This window comes from Microcoleus sp. Pol14D4, assembly GCF_036701245.1.
Classification (GTDB): domain Bacteria; phylum Cyanobacteriota; class Cyanobacteriia; order Cyanobacteriales; family Microcoleaceae; genus Microcoleus.
In genome coordinates, this window is sequence record NZ_JAUBQM010000082.1 from 1 (window position 1) to 23999 (window position 23999).

Here is a 23999-nt window from a genome sequence, read left to right on the forward strand (position 1 = left end):
TAACTGCTTATCAAGCTATTCAAAAAGCCCTCTCTCTTCATGGCTCCCTTTTTTCCCCTAGTTGAGCAATTACCATTTATTAATCCCTCCCAGAACGCGGACGGATGCGATTCAACTGATTTATTGCCCAGCGAGCAACTTCCTGAACTTCGGGATCTGGATCGTCCGTAGCACGGTGCAACAAGTAACTGATTTGATTCACCAATTCGTAAATCCGCGTCAAGTCGCGAATTGCATTTTTACGCACTTCTGGATTTTCATTTTGCAGCGAAATTGACCAAGCATTATTCATTGGTTTGAGCGTGCGAATGCCAATTTCCGAGAGACTTGCCAAAATTAAACTGTACTGCTTCGAGTCGGAATTTGGTAACAAATCGAGCAACGGCTCAACTGCTCTGGAATCTCCCCGCTGACCTAGTTCCCAAATTGCTTTGCCCCTCTTTGCCGGATTTAGCTGCTGCAAATCTTCAATCAGTGCTTCAATAATATCAACTTTAGGTCTACTATCCGTTTCGGGAAGGGCAATATCTTTCTTGCGACTCGCTAGGGAATCGCCTTGATTAGTTGTTTCGGGAATGTTGAAACCTGTGTTGCTGTACCCATTGCTGTGAGTTTCCAATGGCGAGGTGTCGGAATTAATTCGATCGCCCTCGACTGATACCTCCTCGGATTCAGGTTCCCCGGATTCCCGGATCAACGGTAAAGGTCGATCGCTGTTCTCGATACTGTAGTCTTTTGGCAAATCCAAAGGGTAGGGCAAGGCTGAGAGCGGTTTGGATAGCCCAAAAGAAGCCTCTTGCTGTGTAATTGCGTGCGAGTTTGTAGGAGAATCGGAATTAGTGAATTGAGAGTTTTTTTGGTTGTGGCGATCAAATCTTCCCCGTCTTCGCTTAGAATAATTTGACTCGTCACTGCTAACTAATTTGAGCAGGATAAATACTGCCGCTGCCGTGACGACAACTGCTGCCAAACCCAACATTAAGAACCCCCGCTGACGAGACAAAATGACGATCAAATTGGATACCGATTTCGGGAGCTTAGAATTAGATTTGGACGTTTTGGACGGCTGAGATTTGTTTTTATCAGGCGCTGGAGAAGGTTTTGGAGGCTGCGAATCCTGGCGATCGTCCGGGGGAGAGTTTGCCTGAGCAATTTCTTGGGAAACAGCACGCGCAGAGGCATTGAGTACCTGTTGCCCTCCGTCGGCACTTGGACTGAACGCAGCACCCAGACAGGCAATGCAGGTGAACAAACATACAGAGGAGCGGTAATGCGCCATAAGACTCAATCCGGGTTTTGAGAGGCAACGCCGCATGACGAGCTTTAGTTTAACCTTGAGTTAGCTCGATCCTAGCTGCTATAGGCTTAACTAACTCACAAATAGCACCATACTAGCGAAAAACCCTGGTTTGAAAGGGCATCGAGCCAGCTCTCACAAGCACAATTGTGTCATTGACGTGCAACTCTTTTAAATAATTAGTTTAATTAGTTTAAAACGAACAACTACATCGGTGGCCGCGACTTTAGCGGCATCCTGAAAGTTGATTGCAGCTAGTTTCACCTACGTGCAGTGTGGAGTGCAGGCCCAGCAGCGCAGCACTGCGGGGGCGGTAGCAGACGATTGTGGCTCCGTCGCCGTCGATTTCTCACGAATAGCGTGGCATGACCAAAAGTTTAACAAGCTTCCGAGCCTGTGGGTCGATCGTTATTGTCTGAACTGGGGCGCAAGTGGGACAGGGGGATTGGCAGTGGAAACGAGAAACTAGGTTTTTTCGTTAATTCTTCGCTGCTAAACCGCATATTTTCCGTACATTCAAGGACGCACTCTCGACGCTCATAAACCAGTTTTATTTACCAAAAATGCTGTAAGAAAGAGAGCGCTGATTTGAGCGATGTTAATTTGAAGGGGGCAATTATGCCGGATAGAAGTGTTTGGGCGATCGGCGAAGATAACCGTTAGGAAATATTGTATTCAGCTAGCCAGCGCCAAAAATCATACTACCTTGTAAAAGTAGGGTCGGATTTAGTTAGGAGCTATAGTGACAGCGAGTAGACCCTTTCACGCAGGCGTCTTTTGCCAACGTTTTGTTTATTTGTACCCACTTACTTAAGTTAAATCAATCGGTATTTAACGCTGTGCCGCCAAATTTGATATAAGATCGACCTAAATTTCTAGTGTGAGAGTAGAGGCGTTTGTGAGCCAACAAGATATTTTAAATTTAGCAAAAGAAGGCGATGCCAGGGCGATCGCATTTCTGATCGGTCAAGCACTCCAAAGCTTCGGCGTCACGGCTAAAGCCAGCCGGGAAAATGACACCCTGCACCTGCTACTGGAAGCAGAACATTTACCCGCAGAAGAAGCCTGTCTCCGAGTCGCAGTCAAAGGGTTGCAGCGGTTGCAACCAAATAACCTTTACTCAGTGACCATTTACGGGCGGCAGGGCGGCCAGCAATTGCCCGCTTGGACTCAGACGGTAGAATTAAAAAAACGCTTGACTTCCGAACCCGTGAGTCCGTTAGTGACCGTGAATGCAGCAGTAGCTGCGAGTGCAGCAGTAGCCGCTAGTGTGGCCGCTTCTCCCATTCCTGTGACTTTGCCCAAGCTAGAAAAACCTCAAAATGTCACAACGGCGCCCCCTCAAACACCAAAAAAATCTCCGCCCCAACCCCCTAAAATCCCAACTCCAAAACCCCCACACCAAAAGCAGCAAAAGCAATCACCGCAGCCAGAATTAGCCCGCACTAAAATTAAAAAATCTGGGCTGTCAGTCGCTGCTCTGAGTCTAATTCTCGTACCGATAGCCGGCTTTGTGCTGGCTTCTCAACTTTACAAATCCTCAACCACCGCTACTAATAACCCTCTCACGTCAAAGCCTGCGGTACGAGAAGTGAGCTCGACACCAGCACCAGCAGCCGCAGCCAAACCCCTTCCCGCTCCAAAATCGCCATCCCCGGCTGCCAAAAAACCTGCCATTGTGCCCGCCACTGTCAGCATCAAAGCAGTTGGTGACATGATCCCCGGCACAAATTATCCCTACAACAAACTGCCGGCAAAAAAAGAGATGTTATTAGAGTCGGTAAAACCGTACCTCAAAGGAGCTGATATTCTGTTTGGCAATTTTGAAAGCACGATGACCGATTATCCTTACAGTTCCAAAGCAGGCGGCGGACGAATGCTGTTTGCCTTTAGGACGCCTCCGAGTTATGCGAAAATTTTCAAAGATGTTGGTTTTGATATTTTAAATGTTGCCAACAATCACTCTTACGATTTTAACGAGCAGGGATTTAAGGACACGATTAAAAACATCGACAGCAATGGCATGAAGGCTGTTGGTAAAAGAGATCAAATTGTTTATCAAAATGTCAAGGGTGTGAATTTTGCCTTTATCGGTTTCAGCAACTACGGCGAAGTTCACAATTCCTTGCTGGAACTGAAAGCGGGAGCCGAAGTAGTCAAGAAAGCGAAGGAAAATGCTGATATTGTAGTGATATCAGTTCATGCTGGAGCTGAAGGAACGGGAGCTGTAAATGTGAGGAATAAAACTGAAATTTTTTACGGAGAAAACCGGGGAAATATGGTTTTGTTTTCGCGGACGATGATTGATGCGGGAGCAGATTTGATTTTGGGACACGGCCCGCACGTTCCCCGAGCGATGGAACTTTATAAAGGGAAATTGATTGCTTATTCCTTGGGAAATTTTTTGGGTTATCGCACTTTGTCCACAGCAGGAACACTCGGTAAATCCCTAATTTTGGATGTGAAAATGACTCCGCAGGGGGATTTTGTTTCTGGCAAGATTATCCCCATCCAACTTGACGGGCGAGGCGTGCCATCTGTTGATAACAATTTTAGGACTGTGGGGTTGATTGACCGTTTGACAAAAAGCGATTTTCCCAAGACTGATTTGAAAATTGATGACAAGGGGATAATTTCCAAGAAATGATCGGGGCAATTATTTACCTAAAAAGTGCCTTATGACGAGAAGCTATACTTCCGGTGAGTCCTCAAATAAGCGATCGCCCCGGTGCAATCGATCGGCCATTTGATAAGTTTGTGCTTGCGATCGCACTGTCGGGGCATGGGCGGCTAAATACCTTGCGGCCGCCACTAATACCACAATGCGTGAAGCGAAGCTATCCCGTAGGGAATCGCCCGCATTCTCTAATAAAGCATACTGGCGAAATGCTGCTTCTACCTGCTGAATAACGTGGAAATCCCGATTTTCCCGCAGCATCAGTTTTCCTAAAACTGCCATCAACCGTTCCGATTTGCCACCGCTATATAAGTATTTTGCAACTAATTTACCGACTGGATTCACCTGTTGCTGTCTGTCCAACAAGTCTGGCAGTTGTTTGAGCAATTCCTCTGGATTCTCAACTACATCTGTTGGTTCTGGAAGTCGCGCAGGCGGTACATTTAAGAAACGGTTGAGATATACGGCGATCGCTGCATCGAAAACTCCCCGCAGCAACTCTATTGAAGGCGATCGCCGCAATCCTTGATGCACCGCATTCGCAAAGGTAAAGGGATGGTGCGCTGAATTCCAGTCGCTGTGGTCGTTATTCGTATTAAACCGGGCTACGCGGAGGGCAGCAGCATAAGTGACTGCACTGGCTAATTCGTCTTCGCTACAACCTTCTTTCAAGGCAGTTAAAAGTGCATCGACGATCGCCAATACATCTTCGCCCAACAACATCGGAATTAACTGTTCTCTTCCCAACCAATTGCCCCGGTGCGATCGGCCCATTTCTAAAGCTGCAGGCAACTGCGCCATCGCTGACTCTAAAATTGCCACCACATCCACAGGGTAGCGCCAAGAACTCGACTCTTCCATCCGCGCCGCATTCGCCAAACCAGCCACCAAACTCGCGAAAACAGTTTCTGCCCCTTCCCAATTCACTGCATCCAGGGCTTCTAACGCCTTGTTAATAAAGTCGAGGCTGTGACCGACATCAATGTAGCGGTGGTCAGTAGCGGCCGCAAACAGCATATCAGCAATTTGTTCTCGTTCCAGAGGCGCGCGTACTGCTGTCAACAAACATCGTTCCGCCGCTTCGCTGTCTCTGATTTCAATAAATTGCCGGAACCAGCTTTTGAGTGTCTCTGCATCAACCTCAGAATTAGGCAAGGGGTGAACCGCAAAGTGAGGAGGTGCGGCTGCACTATCGCGGGCCACTGCCGAAAGTCCCTGATAGAGTGCACGGGGTCGGTCTTCTGGATCTAGATAAGGCAGGATATTCATCAAGCAGGTGTGGATCGATAAACCTGTATCCCATCCCGATTTGTTGTAGCGGGTGCCAAATTCTAATCCGATTTGGAAAGGTTCGCTGGCACTAGCCCCCATATCTAGCAAGGCAATCACTGACTTGGCAATGACTAGAGAAATTCCTTGTTCTAACCCATCTTGAAGTCGCTGGCGCTGGTGGGCGTAAGGGTCAAGCTGTTGTGCTAAATTTACCCAAACTTCCCCGTCGCGAATTTCCGCTGGGAACGATCGCACGTCGTCGGCCCAAGAGTCAAAAGTACCGCCGCTGGCGACATCAAAGCGGGCGTAGTGCCAAGGACAGGTGACTATGCCATCTTTGCAAGTGCTGCCGTTGAGGGGAAAACCCATGTGGGGACAGCGGTTGTCGATCGCGTATACCCGATCGTTTGAGTAAAAAAGGGCGATCGTGTGTTTTTCCAAATTCACTAACAAGCTGCCCTTTGTCTCGACTTCTGCAAGTTTCGCGGCGCGAACGTAATAGCCTGAAGTCTCAGCCATAAGTTTTTAAACTAATTTATATATAAACTAGATTAGCTCAATCCCAGGGTATTTGCCTGAAGTAAAACAGGATTAAAAACTCAAGTCCTGATAGATGCTCGATCGATCGCCAGCAGGTTTATGTTTTGGCTTTATTCCAGATTCATCAGCGATCGCAAAGCTTCTTTCATCTCCTCTACCGTTGTTGTCGCCGTACCGAATTGACGCACGACAATACTAGCCGCCAAATTGCCCAAAACTGCCGCTTCCCAACCGGATGCACCGACGCACAAAGCTAAAGTCATTGCTGCTACAACTGTATCTCCAGCACCGGTTACGTCGAATACATCAGTCTTGTTAAAAGGGGGAATGTCCCAACTTTTAATAGCAAATTCCCCCTTTTCACAAATGGATGTTGGAGGGGGTGAATTTTTGATTTCTTCGCCGTTCGCCCTTTCAAACAAAGTCATCCCTTCTTCGCCGCGAGTAATCAGGATTTTTTGAGCTTGAGTTAAGTTCAATAAATCGCGTCCTGCTTGCATTAAAGTTTGAGGGTTTTTGATAGCATATCCGACGGCTTGCTCGGCTTCGGGCAAGTTCGGAGTAAATAACACTGCTCCAGAATATCGCTGCAAATTTATTTGAGCGTCTACAATTGTTTTGCCGGGAACCACTGCTGATTCGATCGCCAAACGAGTCAAAACTCCGTCGCCGTAGTCGGAACAAACTACTGCATCTACTGTCGGTATTTGCTGCCGGATGTAGTCTGCCAATTGCAACTGCAAATCTAAATCCGGCAACTCGTCCGATTTGCGATCGACTCGGACAATTTGCTGAGTCACCGACTGCCGCGCGTGCCCGGAAATTCGAGTTTTGGTGACAGTTGGACGCTGCGAATCGATTAAAATCCCACCCGTATCAATTCCCGCCGCCTCAAAAATACCGCACAAAGCCTTTCCCTGGTCGTCTTTTCCCACCAAACCAGCAACTTTTACTTTGCCTCCCAGTTTGGCTAAATTATAGACAGCATTTGCGCCACCTCCGGGTACTTGCTGAGTATTTTCGTAGCGCAAAATCAACACCGGTGCTTCGCGGGAAATTCGCTCTACTTGTCCGGTAAGAAACTCGTCCAAGGTCAAATCTCCGATCGCTAATACCTGCGCTTGATGGAAGCAGTCTAATCTTTTCAATAATTGCTCTGTTGAGGCACGCAGTTGAGGCAAAAAATCGGAATAGTCGTTAGTCATTAACCAAAAAAATGAGACTGAGGAGTTGATAATTGAGTGTGGAACGAGCGGGAATTAAAAATCCTAATATTAATTAATAATTAATTTCCTCCCTTGTTTGATTTTTAACTTTTAATTGATTTTCTCACTGGGATTTTGAGCAACCAGTTGCAGGGTATTGGCAATCGCACTCGCTCAAACAATTTGGCAAAAAAATGCCGATAAAATCGCAGCCCTTGAGACTAAACTGAACGTTTCACGGTGTGGAAGTGTCCTTCTGCATAAGTGCCTTCAAAAAACAGCAGAATTATTTCAATTTCTGCTTGATGATCGTAATCACCTGAGTCATTTGTTTTTTGAGTGCATCAATTTCCGCTTGCATTTTCGCCATTTTCGCAGTCATCGCCTGAATTTCGGCGGCGCCCCCTCCAGAAGTGGGTGCAGCGGCGGCGGCTGGGGCTTCCGGCACTGGTTTCTTTTTGGCCAGTACCATCGCCGATTTGATTGCCTCGGTTAGCTGCTTCTTCTCAAACGGTTTGGCGATGAATGCAAAAAAATGCTTCTCGAAGGGTTTCGGAATTTTTTCCATCACCTCTTCTTCGCGGCCCGACATGATCACCAAAGGTATTTTAGAAAGCTCAGGATGGGCTTGCACTTTTTGATACACTTCCCAACCGCTGACTTTCGGCAGTAGGAAATCTAACATAATTAGATTTGGCCGGGCTTGACGGATCAGTTTGAGTCCCTCTTCGCCGTCTTTTGCTTCTAGAACTTCAAAGTTACCCTGAGGCAACATCTCTCGGACTCGGACGCGGATGACTTTACTGTCATCGATTACCAAGATTTTTTGACCAGCCACGACTGACTCCTTCAGTAATGAATGAGTGATGATTTGCAACCTTCAGTATATCCCTAACAGAATTCTACCCATAATTCTGGGCGAGTTTAGTTTTGTTGCACCTCGGCGCGATCCTGATTTCGGGTGAGACTGCTACAAGTTCAGGGACTTTGATTTCGGATAGGATCGAAGGAATTAACTCGATCGCCACTTAATTATATGTCGCCCCAAATTCCTCAAACTCCTACAGTCAAAGCAATTGCCGCCAAAATGCGGGGTGAAATCGAGGCGATGCCGGAGTGGTTGCGTAGGCCCGTTGGCAAAGCTAGCGAACTTTCGCAAGTGCAAAAAATTATTAAACAGCGGCAAATTCACACGATTTGCGAGGAGGGCCGATGTCCCAACCGGGGCGAGTGCTACGCCCAAAAAACGGCGACTTTTTTGTTGATGGGGCCGACTTGCACCCGCGCTTGTGCTTTTTGTCAAGTAGATAAAGGTCATTCTCCGATGCCCCTCGACCCGGAGGAACCGCAAAAGGTTGCCGAGGCTGTGCAGTTGTTGGGTTTGCGCTATGCCGTGCTGACTTCGGTGGCTAGGGATGATTTGCCGGATGGGGGTGCCGGTTGGTTTGCGAGGACGATCGCCCAAATCCGCATTCTTAACCCGCATACTGAAGTTGAGGTGCTGACGCCGGATTTTTGGGGGGGAATCGGGAGGAGTTCAGAGGGGGAGAATTCAGGGCTCGATGAGTTGCAGCGAGAGCGGATTCGGACGGTGGTGGAGGCTAAACCGGCTTGTTACAACCACAATATTGAGACGGTGCGGCGGTTGCAAGGGCCGGTGCGGAGGGGGGCCAAGTACGATCGCTCGATCGACGTTCTGCGTATTGTTAAGCAATATGACCCAACTATTCCCACCAAATCCGGTTTGATGTTGGGGCACGGGGAAACCGCAGCCGAGATAGTCGAAGCGATGGCCGATTTGCGGGATGCCAAGTGCGATCGGCTCACCCTCGGTCAATACATGAGACCATCTCTAGAGCACCTCCCAGTGCGTAAATACTGGACGCCGGCCGAATTTGACCGTTTCGGGTCGATCGCCCGGGAGATGGGGTTTGAGCGCGTGCGATCGGGGCCTCTCGTCCGCAGTTCCTACCACGCCGGAGAGAGCGATTGAAATTAATCTAAATTCAACTCGGTATCAACTCCTTGTTACAAAAAATAACTCTAGAGGATTGTGCATAAGTGCGACGCTCTCTGCTATTTGTAAATAGAGTGACATTATCAATTAGGAGCTTTACCTATGCCAGAGATAGCGAAGAACCAATTAAAATCCGAGTCCGTGATGAAAACGGGAAAATTCCCTTACACCTTTCGCGCAGGCTGGTTTCTGTTGCTGTTAGCGATCAATTTTCTGGTTGCAGCCTATTATTTCCATATCATTGAATAGTTCTGCAAGTTAACTTTTAGCAGACCCTGCTGTTCTCGACCTCAACGTCAGAGAATGGGAGAGAGGGAGAGGGGGAGAGGGAAAGAGTTTTGAGTTGGGGAGAATATTACTTCATCCCTCTAACTAATGACTACTGACTACTAAGTTCTTCCCTCCAACTTCTTCCTTCTGACTTTTGAATCCAGATCCAGACTTTGGCTCAATAATTAATCGGTGTATCAGTGTCAAAATCCCTGTCGTGCCTTCCTTCTTCCTTATAACTAATGACTTGTCTAGCGATTTCTCGACGCTTCTAGCTTTGACAACCGCTCTTGAATTTTGATAACATCTTGCTTAGTTTCAATTGCCAAAGTTGCTAAGTTGTCAAACATCGGGTCTCCCGACAGCATTCTAGGATTTGTCCGACCCGAACCGGAAGGAGAGGGAGCCCTGTTAACTCTAGAACCTTGATTCTGCAAACTGTAGATTTGTCCTCGGAGTTCAGAAATTTGACGTTCTAATTGAGTAATGCGAAATTCTAATTGAGTTGTGGATTGAGCTGGTGTAAAAATTGGTGCTACAGCAATTGCTAAGGCACAAGCCAGACACAAAAAACTGATTTTTAGGGCGCAATGGCGATTTTTTTTCGGCATAGCTTTAATAATTTAAATTATACCAGTTCTACGATAACAAATCGCCGATATTTTTGGACTCTATCAGAAGTATGTCTTATGGCAAGTAGGAACGTAGCAATTTTAATGTTCGATGATGTCGAGGTACTGGACTTTGCAGGCCCTTTTGAAGTGTTTTCGGTGGCATCAGAATTAAGTAATGGCGAGCGACCTTTTGCAGTCTCTACCGTAGCCGAACATCCGGGTTCTGTCAGCGCCCGCAACGGTTTGATCGTAAATCCCGACTGCACCATTTCCGATTGTCCGCCACCGGATATTTTAATTGTACCGGGAGGACAAGGTACGAGAAAGTTAATCGATAATTCAGCAGTTATTAATTGGATAAAAGATTCTGCGCGAACAGCAGAATTAGTGCTTTCTGTCTGTACGGGTTCGCTGCTTTTGGCAAAAGCTGGGTTGTTGGAAGGTTTGGAAGCAACTACACACCATCAGGTATTGGAGTTATTGAGAGAATTAGCTCCCAACACAATTATTATCGAAAATCAGCGATTTGTAGATAACGGCAAAATCATCACTTCTGGGGGAATTGCTGCGGGGATTGATATGTCTTTGCACGTTGTTGGCAAACTTTTGGGTACAGCACAAGCTGAACAAACAGCAGAGCACATGGAATATAAAATTGGGAATTGATAATTGGGAATCCAGTTTATTCAGGACATACACAAAACCTCTAAATTTAGGGTGCGCCGAGGCGCACATTACCGCTGTAATTCCCGCACGTGAAACTACGCATAACCTAATTAAGAATCTTCGCCCCAAACTTTTAGTTGTAAATAAACTAATAGCAAAGCTACAGCCATTAGAAAAGTTGCCGCAGCGGCTGCATAGCCAAAATCAAATTGCGAAAAAGCTTGCTCGTAAATATAATAAACGAGCAAATTAGTAGAGTTCAAAGGACCGCCGCCGGTGATGACGTAAACTTGCTCGAAACTTCGGAGGGTAAAAATAGCAGTAGTGACGGTAGCAAATACTAAAGTCGGTCGCAAACCTGGTAAAGTGATGTACAAAAATTGCTGCCAAGCATTAGCTCCATCCAATTCTGCAGCTTCGTAACGATTTACCGGAATTGCTTGCAATCCTGCTAAAAATACTACCATATTAAAGCCTAATTGTTTCCAAACACTGAGCAGAATTATCACTGGCATTGCCCAAACTGTGCTGCTAAGCCAAGGAATTGGATTTAAGCCGATCGCACTTAGGGCATTATTCACCGGGCCTGCGGTTTGAAACAACCACCGCCAACCCAAGCCAACTGCAACTAAAGAGGTAATCGAAGGAATAAAATAAGCGGTGCGGAGAGCTCCTCGCCAAGCAAACGAGCGATTTAGCAAAACAGCTAAGCCTAATGGAATCACTAAACTGGGAATGACTGTTGCAGTAGTAAAATAGAGCGTATTTTGGAGAATTTGCCAGAAATCCGGGTTTGTGACTAGACGCCAGTAGTTGTTGAAGCCAATCCAACGCACTCCCGACTGGGTAAAGCTGCCGCTGGTAAAGCTGAGGTAAAATAAATAGGCGATCGGCCAAATCAAAAAAGTACCCAGAAACAGCAAAGCTGGGGACAGGAAAGTCCAAGCTGCGATAGTATCATTATCCAACCAGTTAAAACGCCCAAATTTAATCCGAACCATTGGCTTCTAAATTTTAGCTTTTAGTTTTAAATGGTATCACAATATAGGTCAATTTCAAAATGAACCTTCTAGATATATTAGCTGATTTACCTACTATAGAAACAGAAAGGCTACTGCTCAGAAAAATAACTTTAAACGATGCTAGCGATATGTTTGAATATGCTTGCAACCCCGAAGTGTCAAAATACACAATGTGGTCAACTCACACATCTATCGAAGATACTAAATACTTTCTCAAGTCAATTACTAAAATGTACAAGAGACGAGAGTTGGTAGATTGGGGAATAGTCCACAAAGCCGATAAAAAGTTTATCGGGACTTGCGGATTTGTGGAATGGAGCATGACGCACAGCCGTGCGGAAATTGGCTACGCACTTTCTAGGAATTATTGGGGCGAAGGATACATGAGCGAGGCTGTCAATGCCGTTATTGAATTCGGTTTTCGGGAGATGTTGCTGAATCGAATTTTGGCTCGATGTGAAGTTAGCAATATTGCTTCAGCTAGGGTGATGGAAAAAGTGGGGATGCAATTGGAAGGGATATTGCGACAGCACATATTTGTGAAAGACAGATATTGGGATCTAAAACTTTATTCGATTCTCAGGGAAGAGTTTTTTGATAATATTGTAGAATAGGAGTGAATCAGTCGGTCTGCAAAAAAAAATAATATACTTAGGACTTCCGCAATATCTCCATGTAGAGTGCGCCGAAGCACACCTTACCCTTTACCTCTATAGTAGAATACGAGTGAATAGTTTTTATCTTTATGACCGCTAATCCAGTATCTGTTAATTCCAATGCCTGCCTGATTTCTCCTGAGATTGGCAAAAGTGGACTCGATCCGGCCCATCCTCCATTAAAATTAGGAGTTTTAGCATCAGGAAGCGGCAGCAACTTCGAGGTAATTGCCCAAGCCATCCAAAATCAACAACTCAACGCTAAAATCCCAGTATTAATTTACAACAACCCCGAAGCAAAAGCAGCAGCCAGAGCCAAAAAATACGGCATTCCCTCGATTCTGCTCAATCACCGCGACTGCAAAAGCCGCGAAGAATTAGATACAAAAATTGTCAAAACTTTTCAAGAATATGATGTAGAGTGGGTAGTGATGGCGGGTTGGATGCGAATTGTTACCAAAGTTTTGTTGGATGCTTTTCCCGATCGCGTTATTAACATTCACCCCAGCTTACTGCCGAGTTTTCCAGGAATTCGCGCCGTCGAGCAAGCACTAGCTGCCAAGGTTAAAATCACCGGATGTACGGTGCATATCGCCCGTTTAGAAGTAGACAGCGGGCCGATTTTAATGCAGGCTGCAGTGCCGGTATTGCCTGATGATACCGCAGAAACGCTGCACGCTCGAATTCAGGTGCAAGAGCACAAGATTATGCTCGGTGCGATCGCACTTATTGCTGAATCTAATCAAAAATATTGTGACTAAAAATCTCACCAGTGCCGCATCTATCCCCCAATTGCCCGTCAGCGAATCACCCGAAACAAGCCCGCCGCTGACAGACTCGAATCGCCTGAAATTAATTCTCAAAGAAAGGCTCAAAAAGAACATAGGCATCAAGGGAGAATTCTATCTGCCTTGCTTGCCATCAATGCTAGACGACTATCTTAAATTACTCTCAAACTTCTTAAACACTCTCGGACAAAACATCGACGCTGCCCAAACCGAAAACTTACGAACATTAATCGCCAACGCCTTAACAGAAGGATTCAAAAATTCCCCCCATGCTAATCTAATAGTCTCCTATTTTCCCGCCAATTCCCAAAGCGGTTTAGCCGGCGGCATTACTCTGAATACCAAGATTCAAATCGAATCAATGGCCCAGAAATATCATAGCTGGCCGGATATTCGCCCCGAACCTTTATTCGGCAGCCATCCCGATGCCAAAGTCATCGCCATTGCCGCCGAATTAGGCGAACCGGGAAAAGCACCTATTTTAGATGTCGGTGCGGGCCCAGGGCGCAATAGTCTGCCTTTAGCAAGGTTAGGCCATTCCGTGGATGCGATCGAACTAACACCGATATTTGCCGAGAAACTATCAGCAGCAGCCACCTCCGAAAACTTGCCGATCAATGTCACCCAAGGCGACGTTTTAGACCCATTATTGAGGATGAAAACTTATCGGTACAAATTAGCCATTGCTACCGAAGTTCTCTCTCACTTCCGCTACCCCGAACAAATTCGTCTTTTCCTGGGCAAAATGTCCGATGCTGTTTTAAGTGGCGGGTTTATCTTATTCAGTGCTTTCTTAGCAGTAGATGGCTACGAACCCGATGAGATGGCCAAACAAATGTCTGAATTGTGTTGGTCTTATCTGATTACCAGACAAGAATTGCAAGCAGCAATCGAGGGTTTGCCGTTAGAAATTGTTTCTGATGAATCGGTGATTGAATACGAACAAAAACATTTGCCTGACTCTGCTTGGCCACCGACACCTTGGTTTATCAGTTGGGCTAGCGGGCGCGATTTATTTTCTGTGCAACAAACACCGCCGCTAGAGTTGCGGTGGATACTTGTTAAACGCTTGTAAATTGTCCTGTATCTAATATCGTTTCCGGTTGCACCGGAATTATATAGAGGACACGGCAGTGCCGTGTCCCTACCGCGATTAATTGTAGGGACACGGCACTGCCGTGTCCAGGCTGTGGGCAATATTAAGTCCGATGCTAGCGGATTTGATATAAATTGTATTTTTGGGCGGGACACCCCACAAGAATTTCATCAAACTTAACGGTCAAATATAGATTTGCCTCAGCTTAGAGTTTATTTTTTAGTAGTAGGCTGCGTCATAGTTTAGCTTTTTAATGATTGAAAACAAAGCGATCTGACGCACCCTACAACAAATTTTAGCGGTTAAAAATCCAATCCTAAACCTCGGATGCCCGCAATTGTCCGCAGGCTGCATCTGCTTCTAAGCCGCGAGAATACCGCACGCTAACGGCAATTTTCTTTTCCTTCAAAGTCGCAACGAAACTGTTAATGCGATTGGGAGTCGGTCGCTTATATTCAGCTTCCTGAATCGGATTGTAAGGAATCAAATTGACGTGACACTGAAAGCCGCGCAACTGACTAGCCAACTCGGCTGCGTGTTCTGGCAAGTCATTCACACCTGCTAAAAGTACGTATTCAAAACTTAATCTACGCCCAGTCGATCGCACATATTCCCGACATTCTGCGATTAACTCACCCAAAGGATAAGGGCGGGCGCTAGGAATCAACTCTTCGCGCAATCTTTGATTGGAAGCGTGGAGGCTGACGGCGAGGGTAACTTGCAGTTGATGTTCGGCTAGTTGGCTGATGCGATTGCGAATTCCGACTGTGGAAATGGTGATGTTTCGCTGTCCAATTCCGACATCTTGATTCAAACACTTGACAGCAGCTACCACATTATCGAAATTCAGCAGGGGTTCGCCCATTCCCATAAATACGATATGGCTGACTCGGCGGCCGAAATCTTGCTGTACTGTCAAGACTTGATCGACGATTTCGTGTTTTTCTAAATTGCGCTTGAAACCGCCTTTTCCGGTAGCGCAAAAGTCGCAGCCCATCGCGCAGCCAACTTGGGCTGAGACGCAGACAGTCAGCCGTTTATCGGTGGGAATGCCTACTGTTTCAATGATTTGACCGTCTGCCAATTTTAAGAGATACTTTACCGTGGCGTCTGGTGCGACCGAGCGATAGTGAATAGTCGATCGCCCGATCGGGATTTTAGCAACAGTCTCGCGCCACTGTTTCGAGAATACAGAAATGTCAGAGATCGATCGCGCACCTTTCTCATAAATCCACTGGTACAACTGCTTTCCCCGATAAGCCGGTTGTCCCTGCTGCTGTACCCACTCCGTTAACTCAGCCAAACTCGCCCCCAGCAAGGGCGGAATTTTACCCGACTCAACAGCCAAAGCAGCAGTCTTGCGAGACTGATTCGCACCCTTGGAATTACCAGAAGAGTACACCTGAGAAACGGAAGTAGGAGACATAGGTCATCATAAAATTTAAAGCCACCCTCTATATTAAAACTTCTCGACCAAAGCGGCCGCCGATCGGTGACGAAATTGGCGAAAATAGGCTTGGTAAATATTTTCTGGCACTTAACTTGATGAGGATGACAACTGCTTGCGTAGCTTTCCGCATGGCAGTTCTATATACCTATACATTGCATAGGCTAATATAAGAGAAATCAGCATACTTATCGCTCCTTGCAAAGCCACAGAAATTTCAGGTAAATAAAGATAAACAGCCTTAATTACAGTATGGTGTACTAAATAAAGCGAGTATGAAAGCAAACCAATAAACCGCATCCAATTCCAATTGAGAATTTGAAATACTCCCCAATCGGGAAAACGGATAGCAGCAATAAAAAGACCATGTAGTGCAATACCTTGAATAGTGTAACGCAATGTACTTTCAAATTCAATAGAATCACATATAAACGACAAAATAATTACAGTAATTCCGGCTGGTAGTACGAAATACTTCCACAGTCTATCAGAGCCATAGGGAGTATCTAATACTGGGTTGCCATTGACCGCTAATGCACAGCCAAACAATATACTATCTATTCTCGTATCTGATAAAAAAATGATGCTATTCTCATCTGCTCCCCTGCCAAACACTAGAAAACATCTCCAAATTAGAATAGCTAAGCAAATTCCCCAAATAATTAACATTTGCCTTTGGGGACTCACACGCATTTTGAGTAAACTTATGTAGAGTAAAGGGAAAAGACAGTAGAAGTGTTCCTCCACCGCCAGAGACCAATATACACCACTACCAGGAGCTACTCCGTAACCACCAGTAAAAGTTGCATAATAGTTATAATAATGGAGAGCCTGGCTTAAAAAAGCTGGTAGTTGTATTTCTCCTTTAAGTACACCTATCAATGTCAAGGTAGATGCTACGAATAAGACTAGATAAAACCCCGGCCAAATTCGCAGAAAACGTCGCAAATAAAAATGTTTTAAATTAATGAATTGGTTTTGTTCGTATTCACGTCTCAGCAAAGTTGTGATCAGATATCCGCTTAAAAAGAAAAACACTGTTACACCAAAGGGTCCAGGAAAAATCTTCTCGCCCCCTGCATGAGATAAAAAGACAATGAGAAAAGCAATCGTCCTAATTCCGTCCAAGGAAGGAATGTAAAATTTGGATGGTGTCACAATATTTTTTAAAAAAAATATTTTTTGATGAGTGCATACTAACACCCATAGTTTTTTTATGTCAAGCCTCACTGATGCTTACAGCGTATCCCCGGTTTATGAAGGGCAGTAGGGAGACGGCAGTGCCTTGTCCCGGCGGGAATTGATCGATAAGCGGGTGTACTTCATCAACCTGCAACCTGCTGTATATTTCTGGACGCATTTCAAGGTAATTCTGTGATTCTGAGTGTAGCCTTTGAGTCCGTCGTGCCACGTCAACAAGGTTGCAATAACAAAAATCTCGACAACAAAGTTAATTTTTGGCAAAATTCCCCAAAAATTGCGTATAAATGACCGCAGCCACCTAAAATAAACTCTGGAGTTTGTTAAAGGGTATGCAAAATTTAACTGCTTTCCATCACAATTAATGCAACTTTTATGGTGCTAAATATTCTTGCGCTGCCCTTAGCGTTTCAATTTACATCGCCGGGCCCAATTATCTTTCAACTTGGCCCCGTAGCCATTCGCTGGTACGGGCTGTTAATAGCTTCTGCGGTCTTGATTGGGGTCAGCCTGTCCCAATACTTGGCCCAAAAACGCCGCGTCAACCCGGAATTGTTGGGTGATTTGGCAATTTGGCTGGTTCTGGGCGCTATTCCCTGTGCTCGAATTTATTACGTGGCTTTCGAGTGGCAGCAATACGCCCAGAGGCCAGAGGATATTATTGCGATTTGGAAAGGCGGAATTGCCATTCACGGGGCGATTTTGGGTGGCACGATCGCAGCTTTAATTTTTGCGAAAATCCAGCGAGTTTCTTTTTGGCAATTGGCAGATTTAATCGCACCTTCGGCCATTCTCGGTCAGGCGATCGGACGCTGGGGAAATTTCTTTAACTCGGAAGCTTTTGGCCGTCCTACGGATTTGCCCTGGAAACTCTATATTCCGCCAAACAGCCGCCCGCCCGCCTACGCTAATTTTGAATACTTCCACCCCACATTTCTCTACGAATCCCTGTGGAATTTGACAGTATTTGGGTTGCTTCTGACTTTATTTTTCCGCGATTTGCAGGGCAAAATTCGCTTGAAAACTGGTGCTTTATTTTTGGTTTACATCGCAGCTTACAGTTCCGGTAGAGTCTGGATTGAAGGGTTGCGGACTGATAGTTTGATGTTCGGGCCGCTGCGGACTGCACAGATGGTAAGCTTGACTGGGATTGTTTTAGGGTTGGGCGGGTTAGCTTGGCTTTATTTGCTCGATCGACCTTTACCTGATGTTGTCTCCCCCAATAGCGATCGGGCTAAGATCGCTCAGAAATCCCCAGAGGATCAATAAAAAACCCCAGAGAGGTTAGTCTCTAGGGTTCAAAACCAGGGTGCATCTACCATCCCTTACTTCCAACCAAAATAGGTACATCCGGAAGAGTCCGTAAATTTAGCAAATTTTTTAGCAGCAATGAGTTTGACAGAGATTGAAGCCCTAATTCCAGGGGTATACATTGTAGGTGCAGGCCCGGGAGACCCGGATTTGTTGACTGTTAAGGCTCAAAAATTACTGGCTGCAGCGGATGTCATATTATTTGCTGATTCGTTAGTCCCAGAGCAAATTTTGCAGGGGGTGCGCGCAGATGCTGAAGCGATCCAAACTGCGGATAAGACCCTCGAAGAGATTGTACCTTTGATGGTGGAACGAGTGCGTGACGGAAAAAGCGTCGTCCGTCTGCATTCGGGCGATCCCTGTCTCTACGGGGCTGTCGGCGAACAAATGCAAGCTTTGGCCTCCGAGGGAATTGCTTTTGAGGTAATTCCGGGAATTAGCGCTTTCCAACTTGCGGCGGCTAAACTTAAAATTGAGTTGACAGTTCCGGGAGTTGTGCAGACAATTATTTTGACGCGAATTAGCGGTCGAACCGAAGTACCGGAACGCGAAGAATTGGCGAGTTTAGCGGCTCATCAAGCGAGTTTGTGCCTGTATTTGAGCGCCCGCCATGTCGAACAGGCTCAAGCTAAATTGATGGAACATTACCCATCGGATTTGCCTGTAGCGATTTGTTATCGGTTGGGTTGGCCGGATGAAAAAATTGTGCTAGTTCCCCTTGACAAAATGGCAGTTGCTACGCGCGAAAATAATTTGATCAGAACGACAATGTACGTTATTAGTCCGGCCTTGGGAAAATCAGCACAAGGGCGATCGCGCTTGTACCATCCAGAGCACGATCGGCTTTTTAGACCCTCTAAGGAATAAGCAAGAAGGCACGACACGGATTTTGACACGGATACACGGATAGCTGTTTTTTTCCTTCTGACTTCTGACTTCAACATCCCAATAACCAATAACCAATAACCAATAACCAATGAAAGACTTAACTCGCAGACAATTTATCACTGTCACCGCATTAAGCGCCGGATTTGCCTTAGCAGTTCATCCTATTGCTGCTGCCGTTATCAATACGGATGCTGCTGGTTTAGTTGCAGGTGAGGTAAAAATTCCTGTAAAAGACGGCTCAATTCCAGCATACAGAGCCATGCCAGCCAGCGGCAGCAATTTTCCAGTAATTTTAGTAATTCAAGAAATCTTTGGAGTTCACGCACACATTCAAGATATTTGCCGCCGTTTTGCCAAATTAGGTTATTTAGCGATCGCCCCAGAAATGTTTGCCCGTGAAGGTGATGTTTCTAAAATTACCGACATCCAAGAAATTATTAGTAAAGTTGTCTCGAAAGTTCCCGACGCTCAAGTTATGTCGGATTTAGATGCTACCGTAGAGTGGGCACAAAAGTCCGGAAAAGGCAATACTAATAAGTTGGGAATTACAGGATTTTGCTGGGGTGGCAGAATTGTTTGGCTGTACTCTTCCCACAACCCCAAAGTCAAAGCTGGCGCGGCTTGGTACGGGCGTTTGGTTGGCAATTCTACGGCTTTAACTCCCAAACAGCCGATCGACATTGCAGCAACTTTGAAAGTGCCTGTATTGGGGCTTTACGGTGGCAAAGACGAGTCAATTCCCAAGGATACAGTCGAGAAAATGCGGGAAGTTCTCAAAACTGGCAGCAGCGGTTCAGAAATTGTGCTTTATCCAGATGCGCCGCACGGTTTTAACGCCGACTATCGCCCCACTTACCGGGAAAAAGAAGCTGAGGATGCTTGGAAACTGATGCAAGATTGGTTTAAGAAGCACGGAGTTGCACAATAGTTTTGAGATTTCTTCGTTCTTCGCACCCCTTCGCCTCTCGATGAGTTTTGAAGTTCATAAACCCGGTTTATTCGTAGATATTTAGTCGCCCAACCAGGCTGTTTTCGTATAAACCGGGTTTATGAGGCAAGCCCCCCTTATGATAATTTCTGCCCCTGGCAACTCTGCGAAAATCAAGCCATTTCTTGCTGAAATCCTTGACGAGATTTAGCTTTCATGCTGAATGCAAGAACACCAACTACCAGCATCAAAACAACAATTGTTCTCCAGTGAATCAAAAAAGGCAGACCCGCTGCTAAAAATATACGTCTCGGAAAAAAGAGCAGAAAAACTAAAGCAATACTGGTGAGCAAAGCATTGCGGTTATTGCTACAGTACAGCCACAGCGAGGTCAGAATCGGGAACAAACCTACATAATCGTAAACGTGAGTATATCCGAGAAATGTGAAGGATATACCCATCAGCACAGCCAAGACATCTTCTCGATTAATTCTATTGCGGAACACCCACAGCAGAACTGCTAAAATTACTGCCACAATCTTGATAGCCGGTATCTTCAAGCCTAAAGAAGCAAAAAGACTTTCCATACCAACTTTATCTTGAAACCCCGGTTGATTGAAAGGCAAAGAGCTATAGCTGTCTTGAATTCCTTGATGCCACGCTGCCAGCATCCCAACGGGCCCGCCGTACAGCACCAATGGGTAAGCGCTCATAATTGTAACAGTTGCGAAGGCTACAGCTAGTATTTTCCAGTTCCGTTCTAGCAAAAACCAAATACCGAGCAATAAGCATAGTTGCGGTTTAAAGCTGGCTACACCCAAACAGATTCCTGCTAATACAAATTTTTGCCGTTGGCTGAAGAACCAAGCACCCATTGTCGCAGCAAAAGCGATCAAAGAAGTTTGACCCATCCAGACAACGTGGGCAGTGAATGGGTTGCCGATAATCATCGCACTGATCACCCAAATTCCGAGTTGATTTTCACTATTATTTTGATGTTGGTTGATGGTGCGAACTGTCATCGCAATAATAGCTGCGATTGACAGCAAGTTGAGTAAGACCCAGACAAATTTGGCAACGGAGTAATCGAACAGACCGACAAACATACACAATGCCGCTGATGGAGGAGGATAAAAGAAAGCGGCATTTTCCAGGCCGTCAATTTCCTTTATTCCTGCTACACTTTGAACGAGGAAATCGTGGTTGTAGGGATTTAAACCCTTAAGCCAAGCACGTCCAGCAGCGTAAAGGACGCCACCATCAGCATTGAGTTGACCGTCTCTGCCAATCCCTATTATGCCGAAACAAATTAGAGATAATATACTGACGGCTAAAAGACCTAAACCAAAGTTCCGCTTAAACGATTCTGTCATCGAATTCTCTCCGATTTTATCAACGAATTGAGGGACTACTTTGAGATTGCAATATTAATGGCTAAAGTTTTAACACAGCATATAGTTAGTTGCAAACAAATCCGAGCAACTTAATTTAAGTTAATAAAAATAAATGTTGGGGGAAGCAGAAGATTTGGTATCGAAAAAAACAATATTGGCAATCTCAACAGTTTCGGTATGGGGATCGCCCTTAAGACAGTTGGGTTTGGGGCACGACATTGGTAAACTGGGCGGTGTAGAATTATCGATCGAACAGGTAAGCCCGTGCTAGACGAACAAGCTAAAAAAACCATCCTGCGGAAAATCCCCCACGGATTGTACATCTGCGGTGTCAAAGACGGGGAGGAAGTCAACGGTTTCACCGCTAGCTGGGTGATGCAATCTTCCTTTACCCCTCCCTTAGTTGTCAACTGCGTCAAGCAAGACTCCAAATCCCACGGCATGATCAAAGCCAGCGGTGTCTTTGCTTTGAGTTTCCTAGAAGCAGGGCAAAAAGAGTTAGCCCAGAAATTCTTCAAGCAGCAGCGCCGCGTTGGCAATAAATTTGAGGATGTAGAATTTTATCCGGGCGCGGAAACTGGTTGTCCGATTATCTCGGATTCTCTGGGTTACATCGAGTGCAAAGTTGTCGGTTCTGTGGAACACGGAGATCACACGGTTTATGTGGGAGAAGTTGTGGCCGCAGGCGTCCACCGAGAAGGCAATCCGTTGCTGCTAGAAAGCACGGGTTGGAATTACGGCGGCTAAAGACTTGACAGTTGGCAATTGGCAACTGGCAGTTGTCAGTTGTCAGTTGTTAAGTGAGGCGAGTTAAAATTAATAAAAAATCGGCGACAATTATGTCGGCATTTTCTTCTGTCAAAATTGGTACGTGGACGAAAATACATTTAGCGGCTATTTGACAATCGCAAATATGTTTTAAAACCGCATAATATAGGGCTTCGCATACAAATTTTCCGGCTTCGTGACTGATTTCTGTGGCAGCTAAATCAGCCACTAGCGGTTCGAGATTAACTGCTGTTTTCAGAATATCGCGATCGCAACAAGCGCAAGATTCTACGGTTAATTTTTGCCGACTTTCGGCCATGCCGCAGCAAATAATAGTATCTGGTTGGAGTTGGTTGATTTTGGCGATCGCCAACTTCGGTGCTAGCTGAAAATCTACTGGCAGTTTCCTCAAAAAAGTCAGAGAATCAGGCCAAGATTTGATTTTGGAAATCTTGGCTAATAAGTCGTCCGAAGAGTTGGATTCCTGATGGGGAAGCCAAGTATCAAATGAGGTTAGCAGGATTTTCGCTGTCATATTTGTGCAATAATACTGATATTGATAATATAAGGCAAGTAAGTCAATGTCTGTCATTGCAGTAGTAGACTATGACATGGGCAATCTGCACTCAGTCTGTAAAGGCTTGGAAAATGTGGGTGCAGTGCCAAAAATTACAGATTCTCCTGCTATAATCGAGCAGGCTGATGCCGTGGTTTTGCCGGGAGTTGGTTCGTTTGACCCGGCAATGCAGAATTTACGATCGCGCAATTTGATAGAACCGATAAAAAGTGCGATCGCCTCTGGAAAACCTTTTTTAGGCATTTGTTTGGGTTTGCAAATTCTGTTTGAAAGTTCCGAAGAAGGTGTAGAACCGGGATTGGGCGTTATTGCGGGAAAAGTGCGCCGATTTCGCTCGGAACCGGGTTTGACAATTCCCCACATGGGATGGAATCAATTGGAATTTACTCAGCAGAATTGCCCGCTGTGGCAAAATTTACCGTCCGATCCTTGGGTTTATTTCGTGCATTCTTTTTATGTCGATCCGGTGGATTTGGAAGTGCGATCGGCAATGGTGAGTCACGGCAGTCAAAACGTGACGGCGGCTATAGCTAAAGACAATTTGATGGCCGTGCAATTTCACCCGGAAAAGTCTTCGAGTACGGGATTGCAAATGCTGTCAAATTTTGTCAGTCTGGTGAGGGAAAAAGTACCTGCTTAGGTGCATGAATATTGAAAAACCCGGTAGATTGCCGAAACCGGGTTTGACATTTTTAACAGTATTATTTCTTATTCCTTCTTTCTTATTCCTTCTTCCTAAATGAGTTTAAGAATTTCTGGCAACCGCCAAATAAAAACCCTGCCGGGACTCGCCACTCGCCCTACACCTTCGCGAGTCAGAGAAGCTTTATTTAATATTTGGCAAGGGACGATCGCAGATTGCAGATGGCTTGACATTTGTACCGGCAGCGGTTCGATGGGTGCAGAAGCTTTGTGTCGTCAAGCCGCGAGTGTCACTGGCATCGAACAGTCGGCGAAAGCTTGTGCGATTATCCGCGAAAACTGGGAGCAAGTAGCAGACTCGTCCCAAACATTCCAAATACTGCGGGGAAACGCGACGGCGAAATTGGCCGCACTAGCGGGGCAGCAGTTCGATCGCATTTACTTCGATCCGCCCTACGCCAGCGACTTGTACGAACCTGTTTTAAACACGATCGCCAGCCAAGAAATGCTAGCACCAAACGGCGAAATCGCGATCGAACACAGCCGGGAGCGATCGGCACAACCGATTTCCGGTCTAGAAATTTGCCGCCATAAAATATACGGCAATACAGCATTAACCTTCTACACACGCAGTTGCTGACAGGCTCAAACAGCAGCAGCGTCAATCGATTTTAGATTTTAGATTTTAGATTTTAGAGGCGACCCCACGGATAAATGCGGGGGC

At 45.8% G+C, this 23999-nt stretch carries 24 protein-coding genes; 14 read left to right on the top strand and 10 right to left on the bottom strand.

Annotated features, from left to right (window positions below; all coding sequences use genetic code 11):
* Positions 1-79 precede the first annotated feature (79 nt).
* Positions 80-1279, bottom strand: a complete 1200-nt coding sequence (locus QUA33_RS22915; RefSeq protein ID WP_333151434.1) for a HEAT repeat domain-containing protein — start codon at positions 1277-1279, stop codon at positions 80-82.
* Between the two features lie 262 nt (positions 1280-1541).
* On the opposite strand from QUA33_RS22915, the gene QUA33_RS22920 reads away from it, so the two are divergent.
* Together QUA33_RS22920 and QUA33_RS22925 are read left to right on the top strand one after the other, a co-directional pair.
* Positions 1542-1766, top strand: a complete 225-nt coding sequence (locus QUA33_RS22920) for a hypothetical protein (protein WP_333151436.1) — start codon at positions 1542-1544, stop codon at positions 1764-1766.
* 429 nt (positions 1767-2195) lie between these two features.
* Positions 2196-3944 carry a CapA family protein gene (locus QUA33_RS22925; RefSeq protein WP_333151438.1) on the top strand — a complete coding sequence of 583 codons (1749 nt, stop codon included), beginning with the start codon at positions 2196-2198 and terminating at the stop codon, positions 3942-3944.
* A 42-nt stretch (positions 3945-3986) separates the two neighbouring features.
* On the opposite strand, the gene QUA33_RS22930 is transcribed toward QUA33_RS22925, so the two are convergent.
* From QUA33_RS22930 to QUA33_RS22940, 3 genes are all read right to left on the bottom strand, one after another.
* Positions 3987-5765: a Rieske (2Fe-2S) protein gene (locus QUA33_RS22930; protein ID WP_333151440.1), complete on the bottom strand. Its 1779-nt coding sequence runs from the start codon at positions 5763-5765 to the stop codon at positions 3987-3989.
* Between the two features lie 131 nt (positions 5766-5896).
* Positions 5897-6991: a PfkB family carbohydrate kinase gene (locus tag QUA33_RS22935; RefSeq protein ID WP_333151442.1), complete on the bottom strand. Its 1095-nt coding sequence runs from the start codon at positions 6989-6991 to the stop codon at positions 5897-5899.
* A gap of 286 nt (positions 6992-7277) precedes the next feature.
* Positions 7278-7829: a response regulator gene (locus QUA33_RS22940; RefSeq protein WP_333069606.1), complete on the bottom strand. Its 552-nt coding sequence runs from the start codon at positions 7827-7829 to the stop codon at positions 7278-7280.
* A gap of 198 nt (positions 7830-8027) precedes the next feature.
* Between QUA33_RS22940 and lipA the strand changes: the two genes are divergently transcribed.
* Complete coding sequence (lipA, locus tag QUA33_RS22945; protein WP_333151444.1) at positions 8028-8984, top strand: lipoyl synthase; 957 nt, start codon at positions 8028-8030, stop codon at positions 8982-8984.
* A gap of 168 nt (positions 8985-9152) precedes the next feature.
* A complete protein-coding gene (locus tag QUA33_RS22950; RefSeq protein WP_333097955.1) occupies positions 9153-9257 on the top strand; it encodes a photosystem I protein PsaX in 105 nt (34 codons plus the stop codon).
* A gap of 272 nt (positions 9258-9529) precedes the next feature.
* On the opposite strand, the gene QUA33_RS22955 is transcribed toward QUA33_RS22950, so the two are convergent.
* Complete coding sequence (locus QUA33_RS22955; protein WP_333151446.1) at positions 9530-9889, bottom strand: hypothetical protein; 360 nt, start codon at positions 9887-9889, stop codon at positions 9530-9532.
* Between the two features lie 78 nt (positions 9890-9967).
* On the opposite strand from QUA33_RS22955, the gene QUA33_RS22960 reads away from it, so the two are divergent.
* Positions 9968-10558 (top strand): DJ-1/PfpI family protein, encoded by a 591-nt coding sequence (locus tag QUA33_RS22960; protein WP_333151448.1) that lies wholly within the window; start codon positions 9968-9970, stop codon positions 10556-10558.
* 110 nt (positions 10559-10668) lie between these two features.
* Here the strand turns inward: QUA33_RS22960 and QUA33_RS22965 are convergent, their stop codons facing one another.
* On the bottom strand, positions 10669-11559 hold the full coding sequence (locus tag QUA33_RS22965) for a sugar ABC transporter permease (RefSeq protein WP_333151450.1): 891 nt from the start codon (positions 11557-11559) through the stop codon (positions 10669-10671).
* A gap of 59 nt (positions 11560-11618) precedes the next feature.
* On the opposite strand from QUA33_RS22965, the gene QUA33_RS22970 reads away from it, so the two are divergent.
* From QUA33_RS22970 to QUA33_RS22980, 3 genes are all read left to right on the top strand, one after another.
* On the top strand, positions 11619-12194 hold the full coding sequence (locus tag QUA33_RS22970) for a GNAT family protein (protein WP_333151452.1): 576 nt from the start codon (positions 11619-11621) through the stop codon (positions 12192-12194).
* A gap of 131 nt (positions 12195-12325) precedes the next feature.
* Positions 12326-12997, top strand: a complete 672-nt coding sequence (gene purN / locus QUA33_RS22975; RefSeq protein WP_333151454.1) for a phosphoribosylglycinamide formyltransferase — start codon at positions 12326-12328, stop codon at positions 12995-12997.
* Positions 12990-14099, top strand: coding sequence for a class I SAM-dependent methyltransferase (locus QUA33_RS22980; RefSeq protein ID WP_333151458.1), 1110 nt, complete (start codon positions 12990-12992; stop codon positions 14097-14099). The genes purN and QUA33_RS22980 overlap by 8 nt, the downstream gene beginning before the upstream one ends.
* A 337-nt stretch (positions 14100-14436) precedes the next feature.
* On the opposite strand, the gene rlmN is transcribed toward QUA33_RS22980, so the two are convergent.
* Complete coding sequence (gene rlmN, locus QUA33_RS22985) at positions 14437-15546, bottom strand: 23S rRNA (adenine(2503)-C(2))-methyltransferase RlmN (protein ID WP_333151460.1); 1110 nt, start codon at positions 15544-15546, stop codon at positions 14437-14439.
* A 111-nt stretch (positions 15547-15657) separates the two neighbouring features.
* Positions 15658-16725, bottom strand: coding sequence for an acyltransferase (locus tag QUA33_RS22990; protein WP_333151462.1), 1068 nt, complete (start codon positions 16723-16725; stop codon positions 15658-15660).
* A 417-nt stretch (positions 16726-17142) separates the two neighbouring features.
* Here QUA33_RS22990 and lgt point away from each other — a divergent pair, with 417 nt between their 5' ends.
* From lgt to QUA33_RS23005, 3 genes are all read left to right on the top strand, one after another.
* Positions 17143-18036, top strand: coding sequence for a prolipoprotein diacylglyceryl transferase (gene lgt / locus QUA33_RS22995; RefSeq protein ID WP_333151464.1), 894 nt, complete (start codon positions 17143-17145; stop codon positions 18034-18036).
* Positions 18037-18156: 120 nt separating this feature from the next.
* Positions 18157-18945 carry a precorrin-4 C(11)-methyltransferase gene (gene cobM / locus QUA33_RS23000; RefSeq protein ID WP_333151466.1) on the top strand — a complete coding sequence of 263 codons (789 nt, stop codon included), beginning with the start codon at positions 18157-18159 and terminating at the stop codon, positions 18943-18945.
* 109 nt (positions 18946-19054) lie between these two features.
* A complete protein-coding gene (locus QUA33_RS23005) occupies positions 19055-19894 on the top strand; it encodes a dienelactone hydrolase family protein (protein WP_333151468.1) in 840 nt (279 codons plus the stop codon).
* 173 nt (positions 19895-20067) lie between these two features.
* Here the strand turns inward: QUA33_RS23005 and QUA33_RS23010 are convergent, their stop codons facing one another.
* Positions 20068-21267: a glycosyltransferase family 87 protein gene (locus QUA33_RS23010; RefSeq protein ID WP_333151470.1), complete on the bottom strand. Its 1200-nt coding sequence runs from the start codon at positions 21265-21267 to the stop codon at positions 20068-20070.
* A gap of 285 nt (positions 21268-21552) precedes the next feature.
* Between QUA33_RS23010 and QUA33_RS23015 the strand changes: the two genes are divergently transcribed.
* On the top strand, positions 21553-22035 hold the full coding sequence (locus QUA33_RS23015; RefSeq protein ID WP_333151471.1) for a flavin reductase family protein: 483 nt from the start codon (positions 21553-21555) through the stop codon (positions 22033-22035).
* Between the two features lie 49 nt (positions 22036-22084).
* Here the strand turns inward: QUA33_RS23015 and QUA33_RS23020 are convergent, their stop codons facing one another.
* Positions 22085-22591, bottom strand: coding sequence for a pyroglutamyl-peptidase I family protein (locus tag QUA33_RS23020; protein ID WP_333151473.1), 507 nt, complete (start codon positions 22589-22591; stop codon positions 22085-22087).
* 46 nt (positions 22592-22637) lie between these two features.
* Between QUA33_RS23020 and hisH the strand changes: the two genes are divergently transcribed.
* On the top strand, positions 22638-23273 hold the full coding sequence (gene hisH / locus QUA33_RS23025) for an imidazole glycerol phosphate synthase subunit HisH (protein ID WP_333151475.1): 636 nt from the start codon (positions 22638-22640) through the stop codon (positions 23271-23273).
* A 99-nt stretch (positions 23274-23372) separates the two neighbouring features.
* A complete protein-coding gene (gene rsmD, locus QUA33_RS23030; protein ID WP_333151477.1) occupies positions 23373-23915 on the top strand; it encodes a 16S rRNA (guanine(966)-N(2))-methyltransferase RsmD in 543 nt (180 codons plus the stop codon).
* The last annotated feature ends 84 nt before the right edge of the window (positions 23916-23999 follow it).

Excerpts from the sequence above, each read along its gene's own strand:
- QUA33_RS22915 (WP_333151434.1), bottom strand. The coding sequence starts at position 1,279 with ATGGCGCATTACCGCTCCTCTGTATGTTTGTTCACCTGCATTGCCTGT.
- QUA33_RS22930 (WP_333151440.1), bottom strand. The coding sequence starts at position 5,765 with ATGGCTGAGACTTCAGGCTATTACGTTCGCGCCGCGAAACTTGCAGAA.
- QUA33_RS22935 (WP_333151442.1), bottom strand. The coding sequence starts at position 6,991 with ATGACTAACGACTATTCCGATTTTTTGCCTCAACTGCGTGCCTCAACA.
- lipA (WP_333151444.1), top strand. The coding sequence starts at position 8,028 with ATGTCGCCCCAAATTCCTCAAACTCCTACAGTCAAAGCAATTGCCGCC.
- QUA33_RS22950 (WP_333097955.1), top strand. The coding sequence starts at position 9,153 with ATGAAAACGGGAAAATTCCCTTACACCTTTCGCGCAGGCTGGTTTCTG.
- QUA33_RS22955 (WP_333151446.1), bottom strand. The coding sequence starts at position 9,889 with ATGCCGAAAAAAAATCGCCATTGCGCCCTAAAAATCAGTTTTTTGTGT.
- QUA33_RS22960 (WP_333151448.1), top strand. The coding sequence starts at position 9,968 with ATGGCAAGTAGGAACGTAGCAATTTTAATGTTCGATGATGTCGAGGTA.
- QUA33_RS22965 (WP_333151450.1), bottom strand. The coding sequence starts at position 11,559 with ATGGTTCGGATTAAATTTGGGCGTTTTAACTGGTTGGATAATGATACT.
- QUA33_RS22970 (WP_333151452.1), top strand. The coding sequence starts at position 11,619 with ATGAACCTTCTAGATATATTAGCTGATTTACCTACTATAGAAACAGAA.
- purN (WP_333151454.1), top strand. The coding sequence starts at position 12,326 with ATGACCGCTAATCCAGTATCTGTTAATTCCAATGCCTGCCTGATTTCT.
- rlmN (WP_333151460.1), bottom strand. The coding sequence starts at position 15,546 with ATGTCTCCTACTTCCGTTTCTCAGGTGTACTCTTCTGGTAATTCCAAG.
- lgt (WP_333151464.1), top strand. The coding sequence starts at position 17,143 with ATGGTGCTAAATATTCTTGCGCTGCCCTTAGCGTTTCAATTTACATCG.
- cobM (WP_333151466.1), top strand. The coding sequence starts at position 18,157 with ATGAGTTTGACAGAGATTGAAGCCCTAATTCCAGGGGTATACATTGTA.
- QUA33_RS23005 (WP_333151468.1), top strand. The coding sequence starts at position 19,055 with ATGAAAGACTTAACTCGCAGACAATTTATCACTGTCACCGCATTAAGC.
- QUA33_RS23010 (WP_333151470.1), bottom strand. The coding sequence starts at position 21,267 with ATGACAGAATCGTTTAAGCGGAACTTTGGTTTAGGTCTTTTAGCCGTC.
- QUA33_RS23020 (WP_333151473.1), bottom strand. The coding sequence starts at position 22,591 with ATGACAGCGAAAATCCTGCTAACCTCATTTGATACTTGGCTTCCCCAT.
- hisH (WP_333151475.1), top strand. The coding sequence starts at position 22,638 with ATGTCTGTCATTGCAGTAGTAGACTATGACATGGGCAATCTGCACTCA.
- rsmD (WP_333151477.1), top strand. The coding sequence starts at position 23,373 with ATGAGTTTAAGAATTTCTGGCAACCGCCAAATAAAAACCCTGCCGGGA.